This is a genomic window from Ureibacillus sp. FSL K6-8385 (genome assembly GCF_038593155.1).
In the GTDB taxonomy this organism is placed as follows: Bacteria; Bacillota; Bacilli; order Bacillales_A; family Planococcaceae; genus Ureibacillus; species Ureibacillus terrenus.
This window is the reverse complement of sequence record NZ_CP151968.1, coordinates 2,210,726-2,229,837: the sequence shown is the minus strand read 5'-3', so window position 1 is coordinate 2,229,837 and position 19,112 is coordinate 2,210,726. Positions and strand designations below refer to the sequence as shown.

Annotated in this window: 19 protein-coding genes and 1 riboswitch; of the genes, 13 read left to right on the top strand and 6 right to left on the bottom strand. The window is 42.0% G+C overall.

Translation table 11 applies throughout. The features are described from left to right. Positions 1-118: 118 nt before the first annotated feature. The 3 genes from NST62_RS11080 (at position 119) to NST62_RS11070 (ending at position 3,230) form a co-directional block, all read left to right on the top strand. Positions 119-1,090: a glycosyltransferase gene (locus NST62_RS11080; protein WP_342462896.1), complete on the top strand. Its 972-nt coding sequence runs from the start codon at positions 119-121 to the stop codon at positions 1,088-1,090. Between the two features lie 86 nt (positions 1,091-1,176). Beyond that, positions 1,177-2,283, top strand: coding sequence for a DegT/DnrJ/EryC1/StrS family aminotransferase (locus tag NST62_RS11075; RefSeq protein WP_141601820.1), 1,107 nt, complete (start codon positions 1,177-1,179; stop codon positions 2,281-2,283). Further along, positions 2,280-3,230 (top strand): Gfo/Idh/MocA family oxidoreductase, encoded by a 951-nt coding sequence (locus NST62_RS11070; RefSeq protein WP_141601819.1) that lies wholly within the window; start codon positions 2,280-2,282, stop codon positions 3,228-3,230. Before NST62_RS11075 ends, NST62_RS11070 begins: the two co-directional genes overlap by 4 nt. 65 nt (positions 3,231-3,295) lie before the next feature. Here NST62_RS11070 and NST62_RS11065 read toward each other — a convergent pair whose 3' ends face one another. The 4 genes from NST62_RS11065 to rlmD all read right to left on the bottom strand — a co-directional run bounded on the left by NST62_RS11065 (position 3,296) and on the right by rlmD (position 8,732). Next, entirely contained in the window at positions 3,296-4,015 is a 720-nt protein-coding gene (locus tag NST62_RS11065; protein WP_141601940.1) for an acyltransferase, read from the bottom strand. Positions 4,016-4,092: 77 nt separating this feature from the next. Continuing rightward, on the bottom strand, positions 4,093-5,193 hold the full coding sequence (locus NST62_RS11060) for a glycosyltransferase family 2 protein (RefSeq protein WP_342462895.1): 1,101 nt from the start codon (positions 5,191-5,193) through the stop codon (positions 4,093-4,095). A 316-nt stretch (positions 5,194-5,509) separates the two neighbouring features. Continuing rightward, on the bottom strand, positions 5,510-6,778 hold the full coding sequence (locus tag NST62_RS11055) for an OFA family MFS transporter (protein WP_342463293.1): 1,269 nt from the start codon (positions 6,776-6,778) through the stop codon (positions 5,510-5,512). Between the two features lie 580 nt (positions 6,779-7,358). Next, positions 7,359-8,732, bottom strand: a complete 1,374-nt coding sequence (gene rlmD, locus NST62_RS11050; protein WP_342462894.1) for a 23S rRNA (uracil(1939)-C(5))-methyltransferase RlmD — start codon at positions 8,730-8,732, stop codon at positions 7,359-7,361. A gap of 145 nt (positions 8,733-8,877) precedes the next feature. Beyond that, positions 8,878-9,013, top strand: a riboswitch (FMN riboswitch). 227 nt (positions 9,014-9,240) lie between these two features. Here rlmD and ribE (NST62_RS11045) point away from each other — a divergent pair. The 3 genes from ribE (NST62_RS11045) (at position 9,241) to ribE (NST62_RS11035) (ending at position 11,663) form a co-directional block, all read left to right on the top strand. After that, positions 9,241-9,885 carry a riboflavin synthase gene (ribE, locus tag NST62_RS11045; RefSeq protein WP_141601815.1) on the top strand — a complete coding sequence of 215 codons (645 nt, stop codon included), beginning with the start codon at positions 9,241-9,243 and terminating at the stop codon, positions 9,883-9,885. A gap of 14 nt (positions 9,886-9,899) precedes the next feature. Continuing rightward, the gene (locus NST62_RS11040; RefSeq protein WP_141601814.1) at positions 9,900-11,087 is read left to right on the top strand and encodes a bifunctional 3,4-dihydroxy-2-butanone-4-phosphate synthase/GTP cyclohydrolase II; all 1,188 of its coding nucleotides are present in this window, start codon (positions 9,900-9,902) and stop codon (positions 11,085-11,087) included. 108 nt (positions 11,088-11,195) lie between these two features. Next, positions 11,196-11,663, top strand: coding sequence for a 6,7-dimethyl-8-ribityllumazine synthase (gene ribE / locus NST62_RS11035; RefSeq protein WP_141601939.1), 468 nt, complete (start codon positions 11,196-11,198; stop codon positions 11,661-11,663). Between the two features lie 97 nt (positions 11,664-11,760). Here ribE (NST62_RS11035) and NST62_RS11030 read toward each other — a convergent pair whose 3' ends face one another. After that, positions 11,761-12,534, bottom strand: a complete 774-nt coding sequence (locus tag NST62_RS11030) for a polysaccharide deacetylase family protein (RefSeq protein ID WP_141601938.1) — start codon at positions 12,532-12,534, stop codon at positions 11,761-11,763. Positions 12,535-12,690: 156 nt separating this feature from the next. On the opposite strand from NST62_RS11030, the gene recX reads away from it, so the two are divergent. From recX to NST62_RS11015, 3 genes are read left to right on the top strand one after another with little or no spacing between them, the layout of a single operon-like run. Then, positions 12,691-13,491, top strand: coding sequence for a recombination regulator RecX (recX, locus tag NST62_RS11025; protein ID WP_328220156.1), 801 nt, complete (start codon positions 12,691-12,693; stop codon positions 13,489-13,491). Further along, positions 13,488-13,814: a YfhH family protein gene (locus NST62_RS11020; protein WP_141601812.1), complete on the top strand. Its 327-nt coding sequence runs from the start codon at positions 13,488-13,490 to the stop codon at positions 13,812-13,814. Before recX ends, NST62_RS11020 begins: the two co-directional genes overlap by 4 nt. A 1-nt stretch (position 13,815) precedes the next feature. Then, on the top strand, positions 13,816-14,079 hold the full coding sequence (locus tag NST62_RS11015) for a YfhJ family protein (RefSeq protein ID WP_181733201.1): 264 nt from the start codon (positions 13,816-13,818) through the stop codon (positions 14,077-14,079). 40 nt (positions 14,080-14,119) lie between these two features. On the opposite strand, the gene NST62_RS11010 is transcribed toward NST62_RS11015, so the two are convergent. Then, positions 14,120-15,106 carry a metal-dependent hydrolase gene (locus tag NST62_RS11010; RefSeq protein WP_141601811.1) on the bottom strand — a complete coding sequence of 329 codons (987 nt, stop codon included), beginning with the start codon at positions 15,104-15,106 and terminating at the stop codon, positions 14,120-14,122. A 125-nt stretch (positions 15,107-15,231) separates the two neighbouring features. On the opposite strand from NST62_RS11010, the gene mutY reads away from it, so the two are divergent. The 4 genes from mutY to NST62_RS10990 all read left to right on the top strand — a co-directional run bounded on the left by mutY (position 15,232) and on the right by NST62_RS10990 (position 19,110). Further along, positions 15,232-16,311, top strand: a complete 1,080-nt coding sequence (gene mutY, locus NST62_RS11005; protein ID WP_141601810.1) for an A/G-specific adenine glycosylase — start codon at positions 15,232-15,234, stop codon at positions 16,309-16,311. Between the two features lie 46 nt (positions 16,312-16,357). Further along, the gene (locus NST62_RS11000; RefSeq protein WP_281279192.1) at positions 16,358-16,483 is read left to right on the top strand and encodes a hypothetical protein; all 126 of its coding nucleotides are present in this window, start codon (positions 16,358-16,360) and stop codon (positions 16,481-16,483) included. A gap of 208 nt (positions 16,484-16,691) precedes the next feature. Further along, positions 16,692-17,246 (top strand): DUF402 domain-containing protein, encoded by a 555-nt coding sequence (locus tag NST62_RS10995; protein WP_141601809.1) that lies wholly within the window; start codon positions 16,692-16,694, stop codon positions 17,244-17,246. A 118-nt stretch (positions 17,247-17,364) separates the two neighbouring features. Then, positions 17,365-19,110 (top strand): ABC transporter ATP-binding protein, encoded by a 1,746-nt coding sequence (locus NST62_RS10990; protein WP_328220154.1) that lies wholly within the window; start codon positions 17,365-17,367, stop codon positions 19,108-19,110. The last annotated feature ends 2 nt before the right edge of the window (positions 19,111-19,112 follow it).

Sequence of the window (19,112 nt, the reverse complement as noted above, 5' to 3'; positions counted from 1 at the left end):
GTAACCTTGCCGGAGTATTTCTCATTTTATAGATTTTTCGAATTAGTAGTGAGAACGTATAAACATATGATATCTCCCGAACATATATTGAAGTTGCGCAGGTTAGGAGGAGATGAAGATGCAGAAGAAGCTGAAAATCTTGATTCTGATTCGGCCATTTACCAAAAAATATCCGAAGCATCTGCCGAAGTACCAAATGATCAAAGCGATTGAAAAATACGCGGAAGTCCGGTATTGGCACAAGGATGAAAATATCCACGATATTCTTAAACAACTCAAGTTCAAACCGGACTTTATTTTCCATTATGACATCGGGTATGGTTATGTTTTGGCACCAAAAATTACCGGGCTTCATCAAATCAATATCCCGAAAGGATGTTATGTCATTGATGCCCATTATTCTCCAAAGGAAAGAATCAATTATTTTGAGCGCAATAAAATCGATTTGATTTTTTCCGCAACGAAATCCGCGTTTTTGAAAACTTATCCGAAATATAAGAATAAATTCAGATGGCTGCCTTTTTCCGTTGATTCCGCAGTTTTTAAAGACTACAAGCTGAAAAAGGACATTGATTTTTTGTTGATAGGACAGTTGTACGACAGGTCGAAAAAAATGGGGTATAAAACTTACACCCAAAAGGGGAGATACCCGTTTAGGGAAGCGGTATTGGAGAAGATGAGAAAAATGAAAGGATTTGTTTTTCATCCTCATCCGGGACACACCGCTCCTGCCAATGCCCTATTGAATGAAAAATATGCGAAAGAGTTGAATCGGGCAAAAATCTTTTTTACTTGCGGTTCCAGATTAAAATATCCCGTCCTGAAATTTTTCGAAGCGCCTGCATGCAAAACTTTGCTGCTGGCAGAACCTGTACCCGACATTTTGGAGCTGGGATTTAAAGATGGCGAAAATTTTGTGGCTTGCGACCAATCGGATTTTTATAATAAGGCTTTGTACTATTTGAGAAATGAAAAGGAACGGATGAGGATTACCGAAAACGGCTACCAATTGATCCATTCCAAACATACGAATGACGTGAGGGCAAAAGAATTTGTTCAGGAGGTACAAAAGTTTCTCAAGAAAAAGTAAGAGCCCAAACTAATTTAATAGATTTGCATAAACTGATAACCAGCATGTTTTGGATTTCTGCCTAATCTAAGATGCGGAGGGTTGGAATGAATATTCCCTTGATCGATTTAAAAAAGGAATATGAGCTTTATGGGAAAAATATTGAAAAAGCAGTTGCCGAAGTGCTGCAAAGCGGTTCTTACATTTTAGGGGATAAAGTGGCACAATTTGAAAGCGAAATCGCTAACTATTTGGGCGTGAAATATGCGGCAGGGGTGGCGAATGGAACGGACGCTTTGCTTTTGGCCCTTGAAGCTTTGGGAATAGGGGAAGGAGATGAAGTCATCACTTCGCCCTTCACTTTTTTTGCCACTGCGGAAGTGATTGCCAAAGTCGGAGCAAAGCCTGTGTTTGTGGATATTGAACCGGAAACCTATAACATTGATGTGAATAAGATTGAAGAAGCAATTACAAACAAAACGAAAGCGATTATTGTCGTCCACCTGTTCGGCATGGCGGCAGAGATGGATGCGATAATGGAAATCGCTTCAAAGCACCGTCTGAAAGTGATTGAAGATGCGTGCCAGGCGATTGGCACCGAATATAAGGGGAAGAGGGTTGGAGGTATAGGGGATATTGGCTGCTTCTCTTTTTTCCCTACAAAAAATTTGGGCGCATTCGGTGATGGGGGGCTGATTGTCACAAATCATCTTGAAATTTATGAAAAGATTTACAGATTGCGCAATCACGGCAGCAAAGAAAAATATATCCATACATCGATCGGGATGAACAGCAGGCTGGATGAAATCCAGGCGGCGATTTTGCTGGAAAAACTGAAATTATTGGATATGTTCATTTTTAAGAGAATTGTTGTGGCCAACAAATATTCACAAGAACTTCATCATGTGAAAAGGAAACCGCCGCAATTTACGGAAAGACAACATACGTATCACCAATATTGCATTGAAGTGGATGACAGGGACCGGCTTGCCGGATTTTTGAAACAAAAAGGCATTGCCACGGGCATCTATTATCCGGTTCCGCTGCATCTTCAAAAAGCGTTTCAATATCTCCAATATAAAGAAGGTGACTTTCCGGTTTCGGAAAATGCATCAAAACGGATTTTGGCCCTTCCGATTAATCCGACCATCACGGTGGCAGAGCAGGAATATATTATAAAAAGCATGAAAGAATTCGCGGGTGTTTTGCCATGAGCCTCATAAGGATTGGTGTTGCAGGCACAGGGAAAATGGGGTTTTTTCATTGCACCAAATTAAAACAAATTAAAAATGTGAACTTTGTGGGGATTTATGATGCGAATTTGAAAAGAGCCGAGGAAATCAGCAAAGCCTTTCAAATCAGGGCCTATAAAACTTATTCCGAATTGCTGAAGGATGTCGACGCGGTTATTATTGCAGCACCGACCTCCTTTCACTATGCTTTGGCCGAAGAAGCAATCAGATGCAATAAACATGTTTTTGTTGAAAAACCGATGACGACGACGGTTGAGGAAGCGGAAAAAATCCGGGCGCTTCTAAAAAACAAAGACGTCAAATTTCAAGTGGGCCATATTGAAAGATTTAATCCGGCCATAAAGCAGATCCATCAATATATTCAGCATGAAAAAATCATGAATATCGAAGCAAAAAGGCTTGCTTATACGGAACGGATCAAAGATGCGGATGTTGTATTGGATGTCATGATTCATGATATTGATATCATTTTGAGCCTTATCAAGAGTCCGATTAAACGGGCTTCGGCGGAAGGAATCCGTTTTCGCGATCCTTTGAAATATGATGCTGTTTCAGCAATGCTGCTTTTTGAAAACGGGATTGTGGCAAATTTGATGGCCAGCAATATTTCCCATGAAAAGGTAAGGAAGCTCACCATTTATGAAAAAGAAAAAGTGATTAAAACGGATTATTTATTAAGACGGCAACAGCTCATCATGAATGAATCGGCGAATCAACGTTCCGCTTTTCCTGCTGGAACGGAAACTGTCATCGCGAACATCCTGCTTCCTTATTCCGATCCTTTGACGGAGGAACTCCTTCATTTTATCGATTGCATCTATTCGGATAAAAAGCCGATTGTCGGTGCGGATGAAGGAAAATCTGCCGTAGAGGTCGCCTTGAAAATTAAACAATGTTTGATTGCATAAAAAATGTATAACTTTTTTGGAATAGCAAAAGAGTTATACATTTTTTGTTTTTTCATTATATAATTTTATTCTTCACGGTTATTGAAATTTGATTTTGAAATGATTTTGGCGGGGACGCCGACGACTGTAACATTTGGCGGTACATCTTTTGTTACGACGGAACCGGCGCCGACAATGGCGTTTTCGCCAATCGTGATATTCGGTAGCAGTGTCGCGTTATTGCCGATTTTCGCCCCTTTTTTGATGTGGGCTCCCTTAAGTTCATACGGTTTTTTCCCCATATACTTATCATTCGACATAGATACGCATGGACCGATAAATACATCATCTTCCAATACCGTATCACCGGTGATGTAGGCCAGGGTTTGAACTGTACATCTTTTTCCGATGCTTGTGTTCAGCTCGACAATTGCCCCCCTGCCAATGACCGTCCGGCTGCCGATGGCCGAATTTTCGCGGATGCTGGCCTGATCGGCTATAAAAACATGGTCGGCAATTTCTGAACCGGCGTAAATGGTAACATTGTTACCGATTTTGGTATTCTCCCCGATAATCAAATAGGGCTGCTTGACATTGGAAGCCCTTATTTGTTGACTCCCGCTTTTTTTGATTCCCAGGACACAATGGGCACCGATCGTCACGTTGTCACCGATAATAGTGTCTTTCAGGATGACCGTATGATGTCCGATTGTAACGTTTTCACCTATTTTGGCTCCTTCTTCAATGACCACGTGTTCCCCGAGTTTTGTGTTTTCAGGTAATTGGGATAGCCCCAGCTTGCTCATCCTTTCAGTTTTGGTAATCAAAAAAACCGGACTTCCGCCTCTTATGGAAATGGATTATTTGGAGGAGTCGAGTGAAGTTATTTGCCTTTATTTTTGTTTTTTAAATAGTTTTGGAAAAATTTCTCATTATAAATGACTTTAGGGTCGTTTGGAATATATTGTTTCGTTATTTCATGATGTTTGATGGATTCTTCGACATTTCCCAATTGCCAGTAGGATACGCAGAGGGCGAGATGAGGGTACCAGGTCGTATAAGAGGCATGATTAAAGCCGCCAGTTTTTTTATTCTTCATTTTCACGGCCAACTCGTACCAAAATGCGGCGATTTTGAAATTTTTTCTTCCCTGGAAAATATCGCCGATGCGGCAGCAGGCCTCCGCTCTCGGTTCATCATAAGCGAATGTTTTAAATAGGGACAACAGTTCGTTATCCTTGTCGCCCAGATACGAATAACAGTCGGCCATATAAATACAGGCGCGAATATTATCTTCCACCCACCCTTTTTTGCCATCTAAAAATTCCTGATAGTAAATAATCGCCTTCTTATATTGCTTGTGGTCTTTGAGCTCATTGGCATAATAAAATAAATCCCTTGGAGAGAACTCTTCGCCATTTTTGATGCGATTTTCATAGATTCTCAAGTTTCTTCCAATGGAATCGGGGTCCGGTTTTTTATTTTTCTTGAGATGATGAATGGAAATGTCCGCTTCCAATATATTGCCGCTCACTGCCAGATATTCATGTACGGCACCAATCCATTTGAATCCTTTGCTCCGTTTGACGAGGCGGTTTCTCCGGTAATAGAAGGACGGATTTCCGTTTGCATCCGTAGCGGTGACATAGATCATGGAGACCGCATCAACTTTTGGATTGAGAGTTTTTTTAAGTTTTTTGAACTTCTTCCGTTCCTCCGGGAGGATGACATCATCCGCATCCAACCAGAGAATATATTCTTTTGTTGCAAGACTGAAGGAATAGTTTCTTGCCGCTGAGAAGTCGTCAATCCATGTAAAATCATAGATTTTATCTGTGAATTTTCTCGCCACTTCTTTTGTATTGTCGGTGGAACCGGTGTCGACTATGATGATCTCATCGCAAATGTCTTTTACGCTTTCCAAACAATTCGCCAACACTTCTTCCTCATTTTTGACAATCATGCAAAGGCTGATGGACGGCATTTTACACCCCTTACTGATCAATGCTTGCTCTCTTATATATATGTAGCATGGTCGAAAATCGAAACTTCAAGATAATGTTTCTGATAAATAAAATAAAGGGATATGCCTTGGACGGTGCATCGGCATATCCCTTTATACAAATACGTTCGTGATGCAGTTTCCGGACTGCCAAGGGAGATAAGGAAAAACTTCAAAATTCGTTCACAGAAAAGGTTGGCCGTGAACGGTATAATGAAAATGGTCGTTTCTTTTTGCTTTTTGTGTGCGGGCAATTCCCCGGAATTGCCTTAAACGGCTTTTCGGGGTATTGCCATGTTTATTTTTTGAGAGAAGAAAGTTTTCGTTGCAGCGGCATGGAAACGGATAATGTTTCCTTCCGCTTTTTTATTTTATTAAGATCGTAACGGAGCCACAGAGCAATCATCAGAGAGAACCCGATTAGTATCGAAAATAGGTAGAATACAGGTATATAACTGTGAGTAGCGTTGCGCACAAATGTAACGATCATTGGCCCAAAAATGCCGCCTAATGACCAAGTCGTCAACAGATAACCGTGAATGACCCCTAGTTGTTTTGTACCAAATAAATCACTTGCAAATGCAGGCAAGTTAGAGAACCCGCCGCCGTAACAGCTGACAACAAGGAAAATGAATAATTGGAATAACAGGATGTTTGTTGTAAATGGCAGCATCGTAAAGGCGATAATCTGAATGACAAAGAAGATGATGAATATGTTTTGGCGCCCGATATAGTCGGATGCCGCCGCCCATAACAGCCGGCCTCCTCCGTTGAACAATCCCATCAAGCCGACCATCGTCGCCGCGGCTGCGGCGGATAAACCGACCACTTCCTGGGCCATTGGCGATGCGATGGAAATCATCATGATTCCCGCTGTGACATTCACTAAATGCATCGTCCAGAGCATCCAAAAATGTTTCGTTTTTACGGCTTCCCTGGCGGACATTTGAGCGAGGGCCTTTATTTTCGCTGAAGTGCTTCCGTGTTGAAAGGATTGGCTCTCTTTTGGAGGCGCGATGTAAAGAGCGCCAAGAAACATTAGGGTAAAGTAGCTGAGCCCCAAAATAAAATACGTATTCGAAATGCCTACAGCACCCATTAAGAAAGCGGCAACAGGCGCTGTAATCAATGCGCCGGAACCAAAGCCTAGCACCGCCATTCCTGTGGCCAGTCCTCTGCGGTCAGGAAACCATTTCACCAGTGTGGAAACGGGCGCGATATAACCGATCCCCATTCCCAATCCGCTCAAAAATCCGTAAGTCAACCAATAAAGTATGACGGAATCAAGCAAAATCGCCATTCCGGCCCCGGCCTGTCCGGATCCGAACAAAACGGCCGCCACAATGGCGGATTTTCTTGGCCCCAGTTTTTCAACGAGATTTCCGAATAATGCCGCCGCAAAACCGGCAAGCCCCATCATGATCGTAAAAGCGATCGTCACATTCGTTGTACTCCAACCCATTTGCTCCGTGATTGGATTTTTATACACACTATATGCATGCGCCCCACCGATGGACAGGTGGATGGCGATAGCCGAAAGTGCAATAAGCCATCTGTTTTTCTCTATATTTCTGTCCCATTCCCCTTTTTTTCTTTAATTTGAATCTTTCGCGCGAATGATTCATAGAAAATATAACATCTATTACAATAATTTTTCAATAGCGTTTAACGAAAAAATATTTTCTTGAAATAGAATAAAAAATATTAAAAACAGAAAATTTATTGATAATTGTTTTATAACAGGTGTGATACAAATGTAGAACAAAGAATTTTCAAGGGAAATTCTGTGATAATAATAAATGGTACAGTTTATATGCGGATATCAGAATAATGTTGATTAAAATATAAAATAATAACTCTAATAGAGAATATTTATATTAATATAAAGTAATTTATAGATTTTTTAACTTTCAACTGATAGAAAAACAAAAAATTCATTTATTCGAAGTTTGTGAATAAATATTCAAGTTGAAGGGACGGGAAAGTGGGGGGAAGCTTCCGGAAAGGCTTAAGGCCGCAGCCGAAACATGCCGGATTTGAGACAGGAATCTGAAAGGGAGTCTATTTTGTTTTGTAATAGATAATGATTTTTGTGCAAAAAAGGCCTGGGAATGATTGGTGCCCATTCCCAGGCCTGAATCGGAAAGTTATTTTGCTAATGTCAACTTTGCGACCAATTCCACCCTTGCGGTCTGCGGGAACATGTCGACGGGTTGGATATAGTCGACTTTGTAAACGCGCAACAACTCTTTTATATCCCTTGCGAAAGTGGAAGGATTGCATGATGTGTAGACAAAACGTTTCGGCCTGATTTTTAAAACGGTTTTGATAAAACTTTGCGCAAGGCCGGTGCGTGGCGGGTCGACCGCGACAACGTCAGGAATGAATCCATCCTTTGCCCATTTGCCAAGCCATTGTTCGGCAGTGCCCGTATAAAATTTCGCGTGGGAAAATCCGTGTTTTTTTGCATTCTTCCTGGCATCTTCAATGGATTCCGGAACCACATCCATCCCCCTCACTTCCCGCGCATCTTTCGCAAGCCACAATCCAATCGTGCCGACGCCGCAGTATGCATCGACAACGGTCTCATGTCCGGTGAGTCCGGCCGCTTTTTTGACCTCATCATACAGCACTACGGTTTGCTTCGGATTAAGCTGGAAAAATGCTCGGGAAGATAAGTCAAAAGAAAGTTCCCCCAAAGTTTCATGAATGGTTTCTTTCCCATCAAGCACAATCGTTTCATCTCCGAAAATCAGGGAAGTCCTGGCCGGATTGATATTTTGGGTAATTGAAACGATGCCAGGGTCGATCCGTTTGATCCCCTCAATCAATTCCTGTTTACGGGGAATTTCCCTTTTTGTTGTGACAAGGCAAACCTGGGATTCTCCGGTTTGAATCCCGGTACGGACAACGATGGTGCGGATGATGCCTTTGGATTTGCCGTCATAGATCGGAATTTCGAGATCCTGCAGAAGGTTTCGGACGCCAAGGGTGATTTTGGTCGTGGCAGGATGCTGGACAAGGCACTCCTCAACATTCAGCAGTTTGTTCGTCCCTTCGGCAAACAGACCGGCGATGACTTTGCCTCCCATTTTCCGGACTTGGAAGGCGCTTTTATTCCGGTAATGCCACGGATTCTCCATGCCTATTGTGGGGCGAACCTCCACTTTGCCGGCGATTTGAGGCGCGAATTTTTCAAGGGCTTGAATCACAATATCCCGCTTTTCCCTCAGCTGCCCTTCATAAGACAAGTGCTGCAATTGGCATCCGCCGCATTGTTCATAAATACCGCAAGGAGGTTTGATCCGGTCTTTTGAAGCTTCCCGGATGCGGACGATTTCCGCCTCGGCAAAATTTTCGTGCACTTTTGAAATTTTTGCGGTCACGATTTCGCCCGGAAGCGCGCCTTTTACAAATACTACGTTCCGTTTAAAAAAACCGACGCCTTCACCGTTGATTCCAAGACGTTTAATGGTTAATGGGAATTTTTGTCCGATTTCAATTTTCACTTTCTCCTGCATCTTTTCACGTCCTTTGTTTTATCTTCGTACATTATATCAATTGAATAAAGAAGGAGAAAATTTTATATGAATAATATAGTGAAATATGTGGATTTTCTTTTCAATAAGTGATATTGTTGAATAAAATAAAAATTAAATAAAACAATATATCCTTCGGGGTCGGGTGAAATTCCCAACCGGCGGTGATGAAGCTGCTGCTTCTAAGCCCGCGAGCTCTTTGCGAGCAGGATTTGGTGAGAATCCAAAGCCGACAGTGAAAGTCTGGATGGGAGAAGGATGGTATATTGCAAATTCCATTAATCGTGGCATTAATGGGTTGCTTTCGTATACTCTTTTTTCGGATCTTTCTCCCGCAATTTTGCGGGAGTTTTAATTTAGGTTGATGTTTCAAAAATACGCCTTATTAAAGGCTTTTTTGTCATGCCTAAAATATACATCGTTCTCCCGGCCCCGTTAAATAAATTTAACGGGGTTTTTTGTTTATTAATTTTGGAAAAGGGGGATTTGCATGTTTACCGGTATTATTGAAGACAAAGGAATTGTGACTGGAATCGAAAAAGACGAGAAAAGCATGAAGATTACGGTCCGTTCTCCAAAAATTGTGTCAGATGCAAGTTTAGGAGACAGTATTGCGGTAAATGGCGTTTGCTTGACGGTGACTCATTTAACAAAAGAAGAAATGACGGTCGATGTCATGCCGGAAACGGTGAAGGCCACAACCATCCACCAGTTGAAAAAAGGGGACTATGTCAATTTGGAAAGGGCAATGGCAGCCGGCGGACGATTCGGAGGTCATATTGTTTCCGGACATGTGGACGGTGTAGGAACAATCCGCAGCAAAAAACCGGTATCGAACGCGGTGTATTACGAAATTGAATTGCCGAAAGAGCTGCTCGAACAATGCATTCCGAAAGGTTCAATAACGATTGATGGGACAAGTCTGACAATTTTCGGAGTCAGCGATACAAGTATTACGATTTCCCTCATTCCTCACACTTATTCTGAAACAATTTTGGGAATGAAGGGGATTGGCGATCAAGTAAATGTTGAAACGGATATGCTCGGAAAATACGTAATGCATCATTTGAAAAAATTGAATGCCAAAGAAGAGTCGAAAATTACATTGGAATTTCTTACGCAAAACGGATTTTAAGGATGGTGGTTGTCATGTTAAACACAATTGAAGAAGCGGTTGAAGATTTGAAAAAAGGAAAAACCATCATCGTTGTGGATGATGAGAATCGGGAAAACGAAGGGGATTTGGTTGCGCTGGCGGAACATGCCACACCGGAAGTCATCAATTTTATGGCTACTTACGGGCGCGGCTTGATTTGTACCCCTATTACGCAAGAACTTGCCGAAAAATTGGATTTACATGCCATGGTCGCCAATAATACGGACAATCATCAGACCGCTTTTACGGTCAGTATCGACCATGTCAGCACAACGACAGGAATCAGCGCTTATGAACGTTCTACAACGATTTTGAAATTGATTGAAGAGGGAGCGAAAAAATCGGACTTCCGCAGACCTGGCCATGTTTTTCCGCTTATTGCCAAAAAAAATGGCGTGCTGGAAAGACGAGGGCACACGGAAGCCGCGGTGGATTTGGCCCGAATTGCCGGCTCTTTTCCTGCGGGAGTCATTTGCGAAATCATGGGTGATGACGGGAAAATGTCCCGCCTGGACGATTTATTGAAGTTTGCGAAAGAGCATGACTTAAAAATCATTTCCATTGAAGATTTGGTGCGCTACCGGTTCCGAAACGAAATGGTTGTCAGACGCGTGGCATCCGTCAAAATGCCTACAACATTCGGAAATTTCCAAATGATCGGCTATGAGAATGATATTGATGGTTTGGAACATGTAGCGTTGGTAAAAGGAAACATCTATGAAGATGAGGCACCTCTTGTTCGCATCCATTCCGCCTGCCTGACAGGGGACGTTTTCCATTCAAAACGGTGCGATTGCGGTCCGCAATTGGAAAAATCATTGGAAATGATCGAAAAAGAAGGAAAAGGCGTTGTTCTGTATATGCAACAGGAAGGCCGCGGTATCGGATTAATTAACAAATTGAAGGCTTATGCCTTGCAAGAACAAGGATTTGATACGGTGGAGGCCAACTTGAAGCTCGGTTTTCCGGCAGAATTGAGAGATTATGCATTGAGCGCGCAAATGCTGAAGGATTTGGGCATCACCAAAATTCGTTTGATGACAAACAATCCGGAGAAAATCGAAGGCATTGAAAAGTACGGCATCAAAGTGGTGGAACGGGTGCCGATCATCATTAAGCCAAATAAATCAAACGCGTTTTATTTGCAAACAAAAAAAGAGAAAATGCATCATTTCATTTAATTTGTTAGAAAATTATTCCATTTTTAGTGTTGTATATTGATGCATTTAATAGGATAATGGGAATTGGTTAACTGGTTGCAGCAATTTAAGAATAAGGGAGCAGTGGAAATGGGAAAAGTGTTTGAAGCAAATTTGGTAGGAACAGGTTTGAAAATCGGCATTGTTGTCGGACGGTTCAATGAATTTATTACAAACAAACTCCTGGACGGGGCATTGGATGGTTTGAAACGCCACGGCGTGGATGAGGAAAATATCGATGTGGCATGGGTGCCGGGAGCTTTTGAAATTCCTTTTATCGCAAAACAAATGGCGGAAACAGGGGAATACGACGCGGTAATCGGTTTAGGAACGGTCATACGGGGAGCCACTACCCATTACGATTATGTTTGCAATGAAGCGGCAAAAGGCATTGCGCAAGTTTCTTTGCAGACAAATGTACCGGTGATTTTTGGCGTTTTGACAACGGAAAATATTGAACAGGCAATCGAACGGGCCGGAACAAAAGCGGGAAACAAAGGATATGATGCCGCGGTTTCGGCAATTGAAATGGCGAATTTAAAAAAGATGTTTAAATAATATGTAAAGATTCCTCTTTGGGGAATCTTTTTTTGTATTAAACAAAAAGGAATCCATTTAACAATGGATTCCATATGGACAAAAACCGTCCCGCCAATTATTGGGCTTCTTCCCATAACGGATCGTTGACCAAGTAATCAAATACCAAATCGTCCAATGTTCCAAAAGTGTAGCCTTGTCTTTTGGCTTCCTTGATGAAATCCGGCAATGCCTCGGCATTATGTTCCGCCACTGTGTGCATCAAAATGATGGCGCCGGGATGAAGCTGGCTTATCAATTCGTTGTAGGCATACTGTTTCCCTTTCTTCTGTCCGGTATCCCAATCCCGGAACGCGATGGACCAGAAAATATGGGTATAACCGTTTTCATTGCCCACTTCCAATAATTCTTTGCTGAATACGCCTTCCGGTGGCCGGACGTAATAAGTCCGTTCAATTCCGGTTACCTCTTTTAATTTTTTGTCAAAATTTTGCCATTCTTTCAGCATGCCTTCCCGGGACAGTCTGGCCATATTCGGATGCTTGTCGGAATGGTTTCCGATTGTATGCCCTTCCTCGACAATCCGTTTCACTAAATCCGATGCACTTGTCAAATAATGTCCCGTTAAGAAAAAGGTCGCCTTTACATTTTCTTTCTTTAAGGTATCGAGAATTCTTTCCGTGTAACCCGCTTCAAATCCGTTATCGAAAGTCAAATAAATCACTTTTTTCTGCGGGTTTCCCATGTAAAAGGCTCCATAGTTTTTCAAAATTAGTTCAAATTCGGCTCCAATATCCGGGGGATTTCCATTGTTCGCCTTTTTGAATCCCCAATGGTATTCCTCGGCGGATGCGGGAATTACGGGCATCAGCATTGCCAATAGCAGAATCATCGAAAAAACAATGCGAATCCGTTTCAACTTGCTGCCTCCTTTCCTTTTGCCTTAGATTGTGCAAAAAGGAGCCGATTATGCCGGCAGCCAAATCACATCATCGGATATATGAACGGAACGACATTTTGTGTATACTAAAAACCGGGGAGTGTTTCCATGCAGGTCATTACAAAAATCACCCGCCAAAAAAACCGGGATCGGTACAATATTTATGTTAATGAAAAATTTGCTTTTTCAGTGGATGAATCTATACTTATAAAGTTTGGCTTAACAAAAGGAAAAATACTCGATTCCTTTGAGATAGACGAAATTGCCTACGAAGACGAAATTTCCAAAGCCTTTAACAGGGCTCTCAACTATTTGAGTTATCAAATGCGCAGCGAATATGAAATCAAAAAGAAATTGCTCGATGCCGGTTTCGGTGAATCCGTGGCGCTCGAAGCCATACAGAAATTGAAAAGACTGGGCTTTCTCAATGACGAAACCTATTCCAAAGCATTACTTGAAACGAAGAAAAGAACGGCCAAAAAAGGTCCAATGGCCATCAAGCAGGATTTATTGAAAAAAGGAATCGACCAAAACATTTTGGAAAAAACTTTGGAAACCTACACATTTGAAGAACAGCTCCGGCTTGCCCGGCAGCTGGCGGAAAAGACGGTGAAAATGAATCCCAAAAAAACACCTGCCCAGATTAAACAAAAAATCCGGGATTTATTGCTTCGTAAAGGGTATTCTTTTGAAATCGCCAATGAAATACTTGACCAAATCGACCTGGAGCGGGATGATGATGAATGGCACGATTTGATTTCCGTTCAGGGCGAAAAAGTTTGGAATAAGTATGCGGGTAAATATAAGGACAAGCAGCTGGAACTCAAAGTGAAGCAGGCGCTGTATCAAAAAGGGTTTCCTTTGGAAATTATCGAGCGATTTATCGATGAAAAGAGGGAGAATGAATGAAAAAAACATATGCTCAAATGACCCCTGAAGAATTAAGACAGGAAATTGCCAAACTGAAAGAAAAAGCAAGAAAAGCGGAACAATTGGGCATTGTCAATGAATTCGCCGTTTACGAAAGAAAAGCGATCATGGCTCAGGCCTATTTAATGGATCCATCTTCCATCAAACCCGGTGAAATTTATCGAATTGAAGGGGCACCGGGGGAGTTCTTTAAAGTAGAGTATTTAAAGGGCCGTTTTGCATGGGGATTCCGTTTGAACGGCGAAAAGTATGAAGAGGCATTGCCGATTTCCATGCTTTCTCCATTGAAGGAGGAAGAATAAGATGGACGCAAGCGCAATAATGATTGAAAGACTGACGGAGGAATTGCTGGAAACCAATCCATTTTTGTCGGAAAATAAAGCGCGCACCTGGATTGAATTATTATGGTCCGACTTTGAAGCCACTTATGCAAAAGCCGGCCATAGCTATAAAGGACCTGAATTTACGGAAAGAATCATACGTCAATGGATTGAAAGCTACGGCGGCAAAATTCATGAGTTTGCTGTCCGGAATCCAAAATATGCCCACTTATTGGATGAAGAATAAAGCTAAAGTAAAGGAGCACACTCAAAAAGAGTCTGCTCCTTTAATCGCTTGCGCCGATTTGCAATTTGCGTTGAAGTTTGTCTTCGCTGAAAATCCAGCCTGTATAGGATGTGACAATATTCAAATCTTCATCCAAATGGGCAACGGCAACGAAAGGATAGCGTTCATTGCTTCGATACCGCAAATCAACCAACCGGACTTCCGTTAGCCCGTTATCCAATTCGGAAATATCCCAATGATAAATAGGCGAGAAGGATAGAAAAGCCGATAAATTTGGATCGCTCAGCGCCTTTTCGACGAGAGGCGTTTTGGGCAAAGGACGGATTTTTAATTTATCGTAAATATTGATTGTCCGTCCGAAAGCCCGTCCGACATAATAGTGGGTTTTGGATTTTGCCGCGACCCTCCAGGTGAAAAACCTCATCGTCGGGGCGACGATGATCGTTTCCGCATCCGGAATGGTTTTAAGGACGGCATTTTTTACCGATTGTTGGACCAAATATCGTAAAATATAATAGGCAATGACGATTAAATACATGGTTGTGAAAATTGGCACAGGGTTAAATCCTAAAGCCCATAAAATGATGCCGGCGCAATGAATCCCAAAAATGTACGGATCGAAAGTATTGATCACTCCAAGAGCCACCCATTTCCTGGAAAAGGGCCTTAGCGCCTGTGTGCCATATGCGTTGAATATATCGACAAACACATGCAGAAAGACGGCAAGAAATGTCCACAGCCATAAATGCAATACATTGGCGTCCTGGAAAATGAGTGAAAGAACGGCGGTGATTCCTATTGGCCAGAGAATGACTGCGGGAGTGGAGTGGGTAATGCCTCGATGGTGCCTTATGTAAACCGCATTATTGCGGAGTTTTAAGACCGTGTCGACATCAGGGGCTTGGGAGCCGACAATAGTCCCTGTCAAAACGGCTGCGAAAGTAACGCTATGATTGGCAACAACCGGGTCAATGAGTGATAAGCCTCCGAGGGCAATGCCCATGACTAGGTGTGTTCCTGTATCCATCCAAATCATCTCCTTAATTGACGGAGGGCTACATAATTCGACAAAAATAAACGATACGCAATTTCTTTATAACTATATTATACCCTTTTAACTAAAAATAAAATTGAAAACTGCAGGAGGAACTAGTGAAATATCCATATACGCAACAATTTCGTCAAAATCTTGTTGAATGGTTTCATCGCGAACAACGGAATCTGCCTTGGAGACATACGAAAGACCCATATAAAATTTGGGTTTCGGAAGTCATGCTTCAGCAAACCCGTGTCGATACCGTTATTCCTTATTATCAACGTTTTATCGATAAATATCCAACCCTTGAATCACTGGCCGGCGCCGATGAAGAAGAATTATTGAAAATGTGGGAAGGTTTGGGATATTATTCAAGAGCCCGCAATTTGCAGGCAGGTGTGAGGGAAGTGGTCGAAAAGTATGGCGGCACGGTGCCAAACAACCGCCACGATTTGCAAAAACTAAAAGGTGTCGGACCATACACTGCCGGGGCGATATTAAGTATTGCCTATAATCTGCCGGAGCATGCCGTTGATGGAAATGTGATGCGCGTTTTAAGCCGCGTGCTGCACATCACGGAAGACATCTCTCTCCCAAGAACCCGAAAAATTTTTGAAAAAGCGGTGGATGAGCTCATCCATCCGGATTATCCGGGGGATTTCAACCAGGCATTGATGGATTTGGGCGCCATGATTTGTACGCCTGTTTCCCCAAAATGCCTGCTTTGTCCCGTGCGGGAGTATTGTTTAGGTTTCATGGAAGGCGATGCAGATCAGCTGCCGATAAAAACAAAGAAAACAAAAAGCAAGAATGAATATTACGATGTCTATATTGCGGTCAATGACGGAAAGATTTTATTCGAGAGACGTCCAAGCGAAGGCTTGCTTGCAAACATGTGGCAATTTCCGATGATGCCAAAGAAGCAGCCGTCGGAAAATACATGGGAACCGTTTGAATTGAAATATAATGTGACAATCACAAAAGTTTTGGAAGAAAATTTTGTTGAACAAAAACATGTGTTTTCCCATTTAACTTGGAATATGAGCTGCCATTTAATTGAAATCAGTGAAAACGGTCCTTTTCCGGATTCCGTTCAGTTCGTCACATTGAAAGAAATGGAGGCGTTGCCGCTTCCCGTTCCAATGGCGAAAATTATGAATATTCTGAATCGATATATTTTTCATTCTCCGGAATAATAAGCGGTTCACCTGTTCACAATATCTAGCGTGGAGGTGAACAATCATGGCAAAAAATCGAAACAAAAATAACAATCAAGAGGAATTTGCTCGGGAACAAGATATTGAACAAGCTCGTCCAAATCAACAAAACCAACAAAATCAACAAAACAACCGCAACAACAATAAATAAGGCACCATTATTCAACAGTGAATAGAATTCACTTCCAGGTATAGACAAGTTTGTCTATACCTTTATTTTTTCATTTTTTCGGGGATTTTAATCGTAAAACGGCATCTTCCTAAATATAATAATTAATAATGTGTCTTATTCTACAAGTTTTTATAAACATTGATATAATAGACGTGAATATATCGGAAAGTGAAAAGGTGGGGCTAAAATGGCAGTACCTAAAGAAGGAGAAACCATACAAATACATAGTTACAAACATAATGGAAGCATCCACCGGGTTTGGCATGAAACGATGGTATTAAAAGGAACGAAAAATATCATTATCGGGGCGAATGACAGGACCCTTGTCACGGAAGCGGATGGTCGAACTTGGCTGACAAGAGAACCTTCCATATGTTATTTTCACGCACAGCATTGGTTCAACATAATTTGCATGTTGCGTGAAGATGGCGTTTATTATTACTGCAATATGAGTTCTCCTTTCGTATTTGACAATAACGCGATTAAATATATCGATTACGATCTGGATCTGAAAGTGTTTCCGGACAGAACTTATACATTATTGGATGAAGATGAATATGAACAGCACAAATTGGAAATGGGATATCCGGATGTAATCGATAAAATATTAAAGCGGAATGTAACAAAATTGTTGAGCTGGGTCAAACAGAAAAAAGGGCCCTTTGCCCAGGACTTCATAGAAGTGTGGACAAATCGTTATTTATTTTATAAAGATATGCAATCGAATAAGAAAAAACATTAAAGGCGTCTCGCTTGAAGAGACGTTTTTTTATTGTGGTAAAATAGAAATCGCTGTATTAGTTCTTCTGATCATCATAAAGAAGGGCACACAGTGATTCGGTTTAAGGATGTGATCGTTATTGGACAGTATTCGCAGATATATGCGTTTTGTAAAACCGTATTATTGGGAAATCGTATTGACGCTCATTATCGGGGTCATTAAATTTGCCATTCCGCTTTTTATTCCGTTTTTGACGAAAATTGTAATCGATGATATTCTTCTAAATTCCGAGTTAACGGATGCGGAACGAATCGAACAATTAATTTATTGGCTTGGCGGCGCCATCATTCTTTTCTTTATCATCCGGCCTCCCGTTGAATATTATCGGCAATACTTTGCGCAGCACGTTAGCAATAAAGTATTGTATGACATCAGGAAAGAATTGTATGTTCACCTGCAAAAATTAAGTTTGAAATTTTATACGAATCATCGCGCGGGGGATATCATTTCCCGTTTTATCAACGACGTGGAAGCGACAAAAAACTTCGTGATGATTGGCCTGATGAACCTTTGGCTCGATATGACGACCATCTTGATCGTCATCGGAATTATGATATCCATGAATTGGAAGTTGACAATCGTTGCCGTGATTTCTCTGCCTTTGTTCGGAATCAGCGTGAAATATTTTTTTGGAAGGTTAAGGGCTCTCACAAGAATCCGTTCCCAGGCGCTCGCGAATTTGCAAAGTTATTTGCATGAAAGGGTGAATGGAATCAGCATTGTCAAAAGCTTTGCTTTGGAAGAACATGAACAAAAGATATTTGACCAAGAGAACGGCGAGTTTTTGGACAAATCATTGGATCATACGAGATGGAATGCGAAATCCTTTGCGGTCGTCAACACCATTACGGATGTGGCGCCATTATTGGTGATCGGTTTCGCTTCCTATCTGATCATCTACGAACAGCTTTCTGTCGGGGAAATGGCGGCGTTCATGGGGTATATTGAGAGGCTTTATGCGCCAATTAGGAGATTGATGAACTCATCGACAACCCTTACCCAATCAATCGCTTCCATGGACCGGATGTTCGGATTGATGGATGAGGAATATGATGTGCAAAATAAGCCCAACGCGATTCCGTTGCCGCCTGTTTCGGGTAAAGTGGAGTTTGAAAATGTTAATTTTAAATATGAAGAAAACGGAAATTATGTATTGAAGAATATCAATTTTACGATCCAACCGGGGGAAACGGCGGCCTTTGTCGGTATGAGCGGAGGCGGAAAATCGACGATTGTCAGCCTGATTCCGAGATTTTATGATGTAACGGGCGGCTCGGTGAAAATTGACGGCTTTGACGTGCGGGATGTCGATATTAAATCCCTCCGTTCCCAAATCGGGATTGTATTGCAGGACAATATTTTATTCAGTGATTCGGTCAAGCAAAATATTTTGATGGGAAAACCGGATGCGACGGATGAAGAAGTGATTGCCGCGGCGAAAGCGGCGAACGCCCATGACTTTATTATGCAGCTTCCGGACGGCTACGATACAAAGGTCGGAGAGCGGGGAGTCAAGCTTTCTGGAGGGCAAAAACAGCGCATTGCCATCGCAAGGGTGTTTCTGAAAAACCCTCCAATTTTGGTATTGGATGAAGCGACGTCCGCCCTTGATTTGGAAAGTGAAGCGCTGATCCAGGAATCTTTGGAACGTTTGGCAAGCGACAGAACGACCATTATCATTGCCCACCGCTTGTCCACCATCACCCATGCCGATAAAATTTTCGTCATTGATCATGGCGAAGTCGTTGAAGAGGGCAACCATGAATCGTTAATGGCGAAGAAAGGCGTATATCACGATTTGTTTCAAATTCAGCATTTGGAATAAAA

Excerpts from the sequence above, each read along its gene's own strand:
- NST62_RS11040 (WP_141601814.1), top strand. The coding sequence starts at position 9,900 with ATGTTAAACACAATTGAAGAAGCGGTTGAAGATTTGAAAAAAGGAAAA.
- NST62_RS10995 (WP_141601809.1), top strand. The coding sequence starts at position 16,692 with ATGGCAGTACCTAAAGAAGGAGAAACCATACAAATACATAGTTACAAA.
- NST62_RS11030 (WP_141601938.1), bottom strand. The coding sequence starts at position 12,534 with ATGATTCTGCTATTGGCAATGCTGATGCCCGTAATTCCCGCATCCGCC.
- NST62_RS11080 (WP_342462896.1), top strand. The coding sequence starts at position 119 with ATGCAGAAGAAGCTGAAAATCTTGATTCTGATTCGGCCATTTACCAAA.
- rlmD (WP_342462894.1), bottom strand. The coding sequence starts at position 8,732 with ATGCAGGAGAAAGTGAAAATTGAAATCGGACAAAAATTCCCATTAACC.
- NST62_RS11060 (WP_342462895.1), bottom strand. The coding sequence starts at position 5,193 with ATGCCGTCCATCAGCCTTTGCATGATTGTCAAAAATGAGGAAGAAGTG.
- NST62_RS11010 (WP_141601811.1), bottom strand. The coding sequence starts at position 15,106 with ATGGATACAGGAACACACCTAGTCATGGGCATTGCCCTCGGAGGCTTA.
- ribE (WP_141601815.1), top strand. The coding sequence starts at position 9,241 with ATGTTTACCGGTATTATTGAAGACAAAGGAATTGTGACTGGAATCGAA.
- NST62_RS11075 (WP_141601820.1), top strand. The coding sequence starts at position 1,177 with ATGAATATTCCCTTGATCGATTTAAAAAAGGAATATGAGCTTTATGGG.
- NST62_RS11065 (WP_141601940.1), bottom strand. The coding sequence starts at position 4,015 with ATGAGCAAGCTGGGGCTATCCCAATTACCTGAAAACACAAAACTCGGG.
- NST62_RS11070 (WP_141601819.1), top strand. The coding sequence starts at position 2,280 with ATGAGCCTCATAAGGATTGGTGTTGCAGGCACAGGGAAAATGGGGTTT.
- NST62_RS11015 (WP_181733201.1), top strand. The coding sequence starts at position 13,816 with ATGGACGCAAGCGCAATAATGATTGAAAGACTGACGGAGGAATTGCTG.
- NST62_RS11020 (WP_141601812.1), top strand. The coding sequence starts at position 13,488 with ATGAAAAAAACATATGCTCAAATGACCCCTGAAGAATTAAGACAGGAA.
- NST62_RS11000 (WP_281279192.1), top strand. The coding sequence starts at position 16,358 with ATGGCAAAAAATCGAAACAAAAATAACAATCAAGAGGAATTTGCTCGG.
- recX (WP_328220156.1), top strand. The coding sequence starts at position 12,691 with ATGCAGGTCATTACAAAAATCACCCGCCAAAAAAACCGGGATCGGTAC.
- ribE (WP_141601939.1), top strand. The coding sequence starts at position 11,196 with ATGGGAAAAGTGTTTGAAGCAAATTTGGTAGGAACAGGTTTGAAAATC.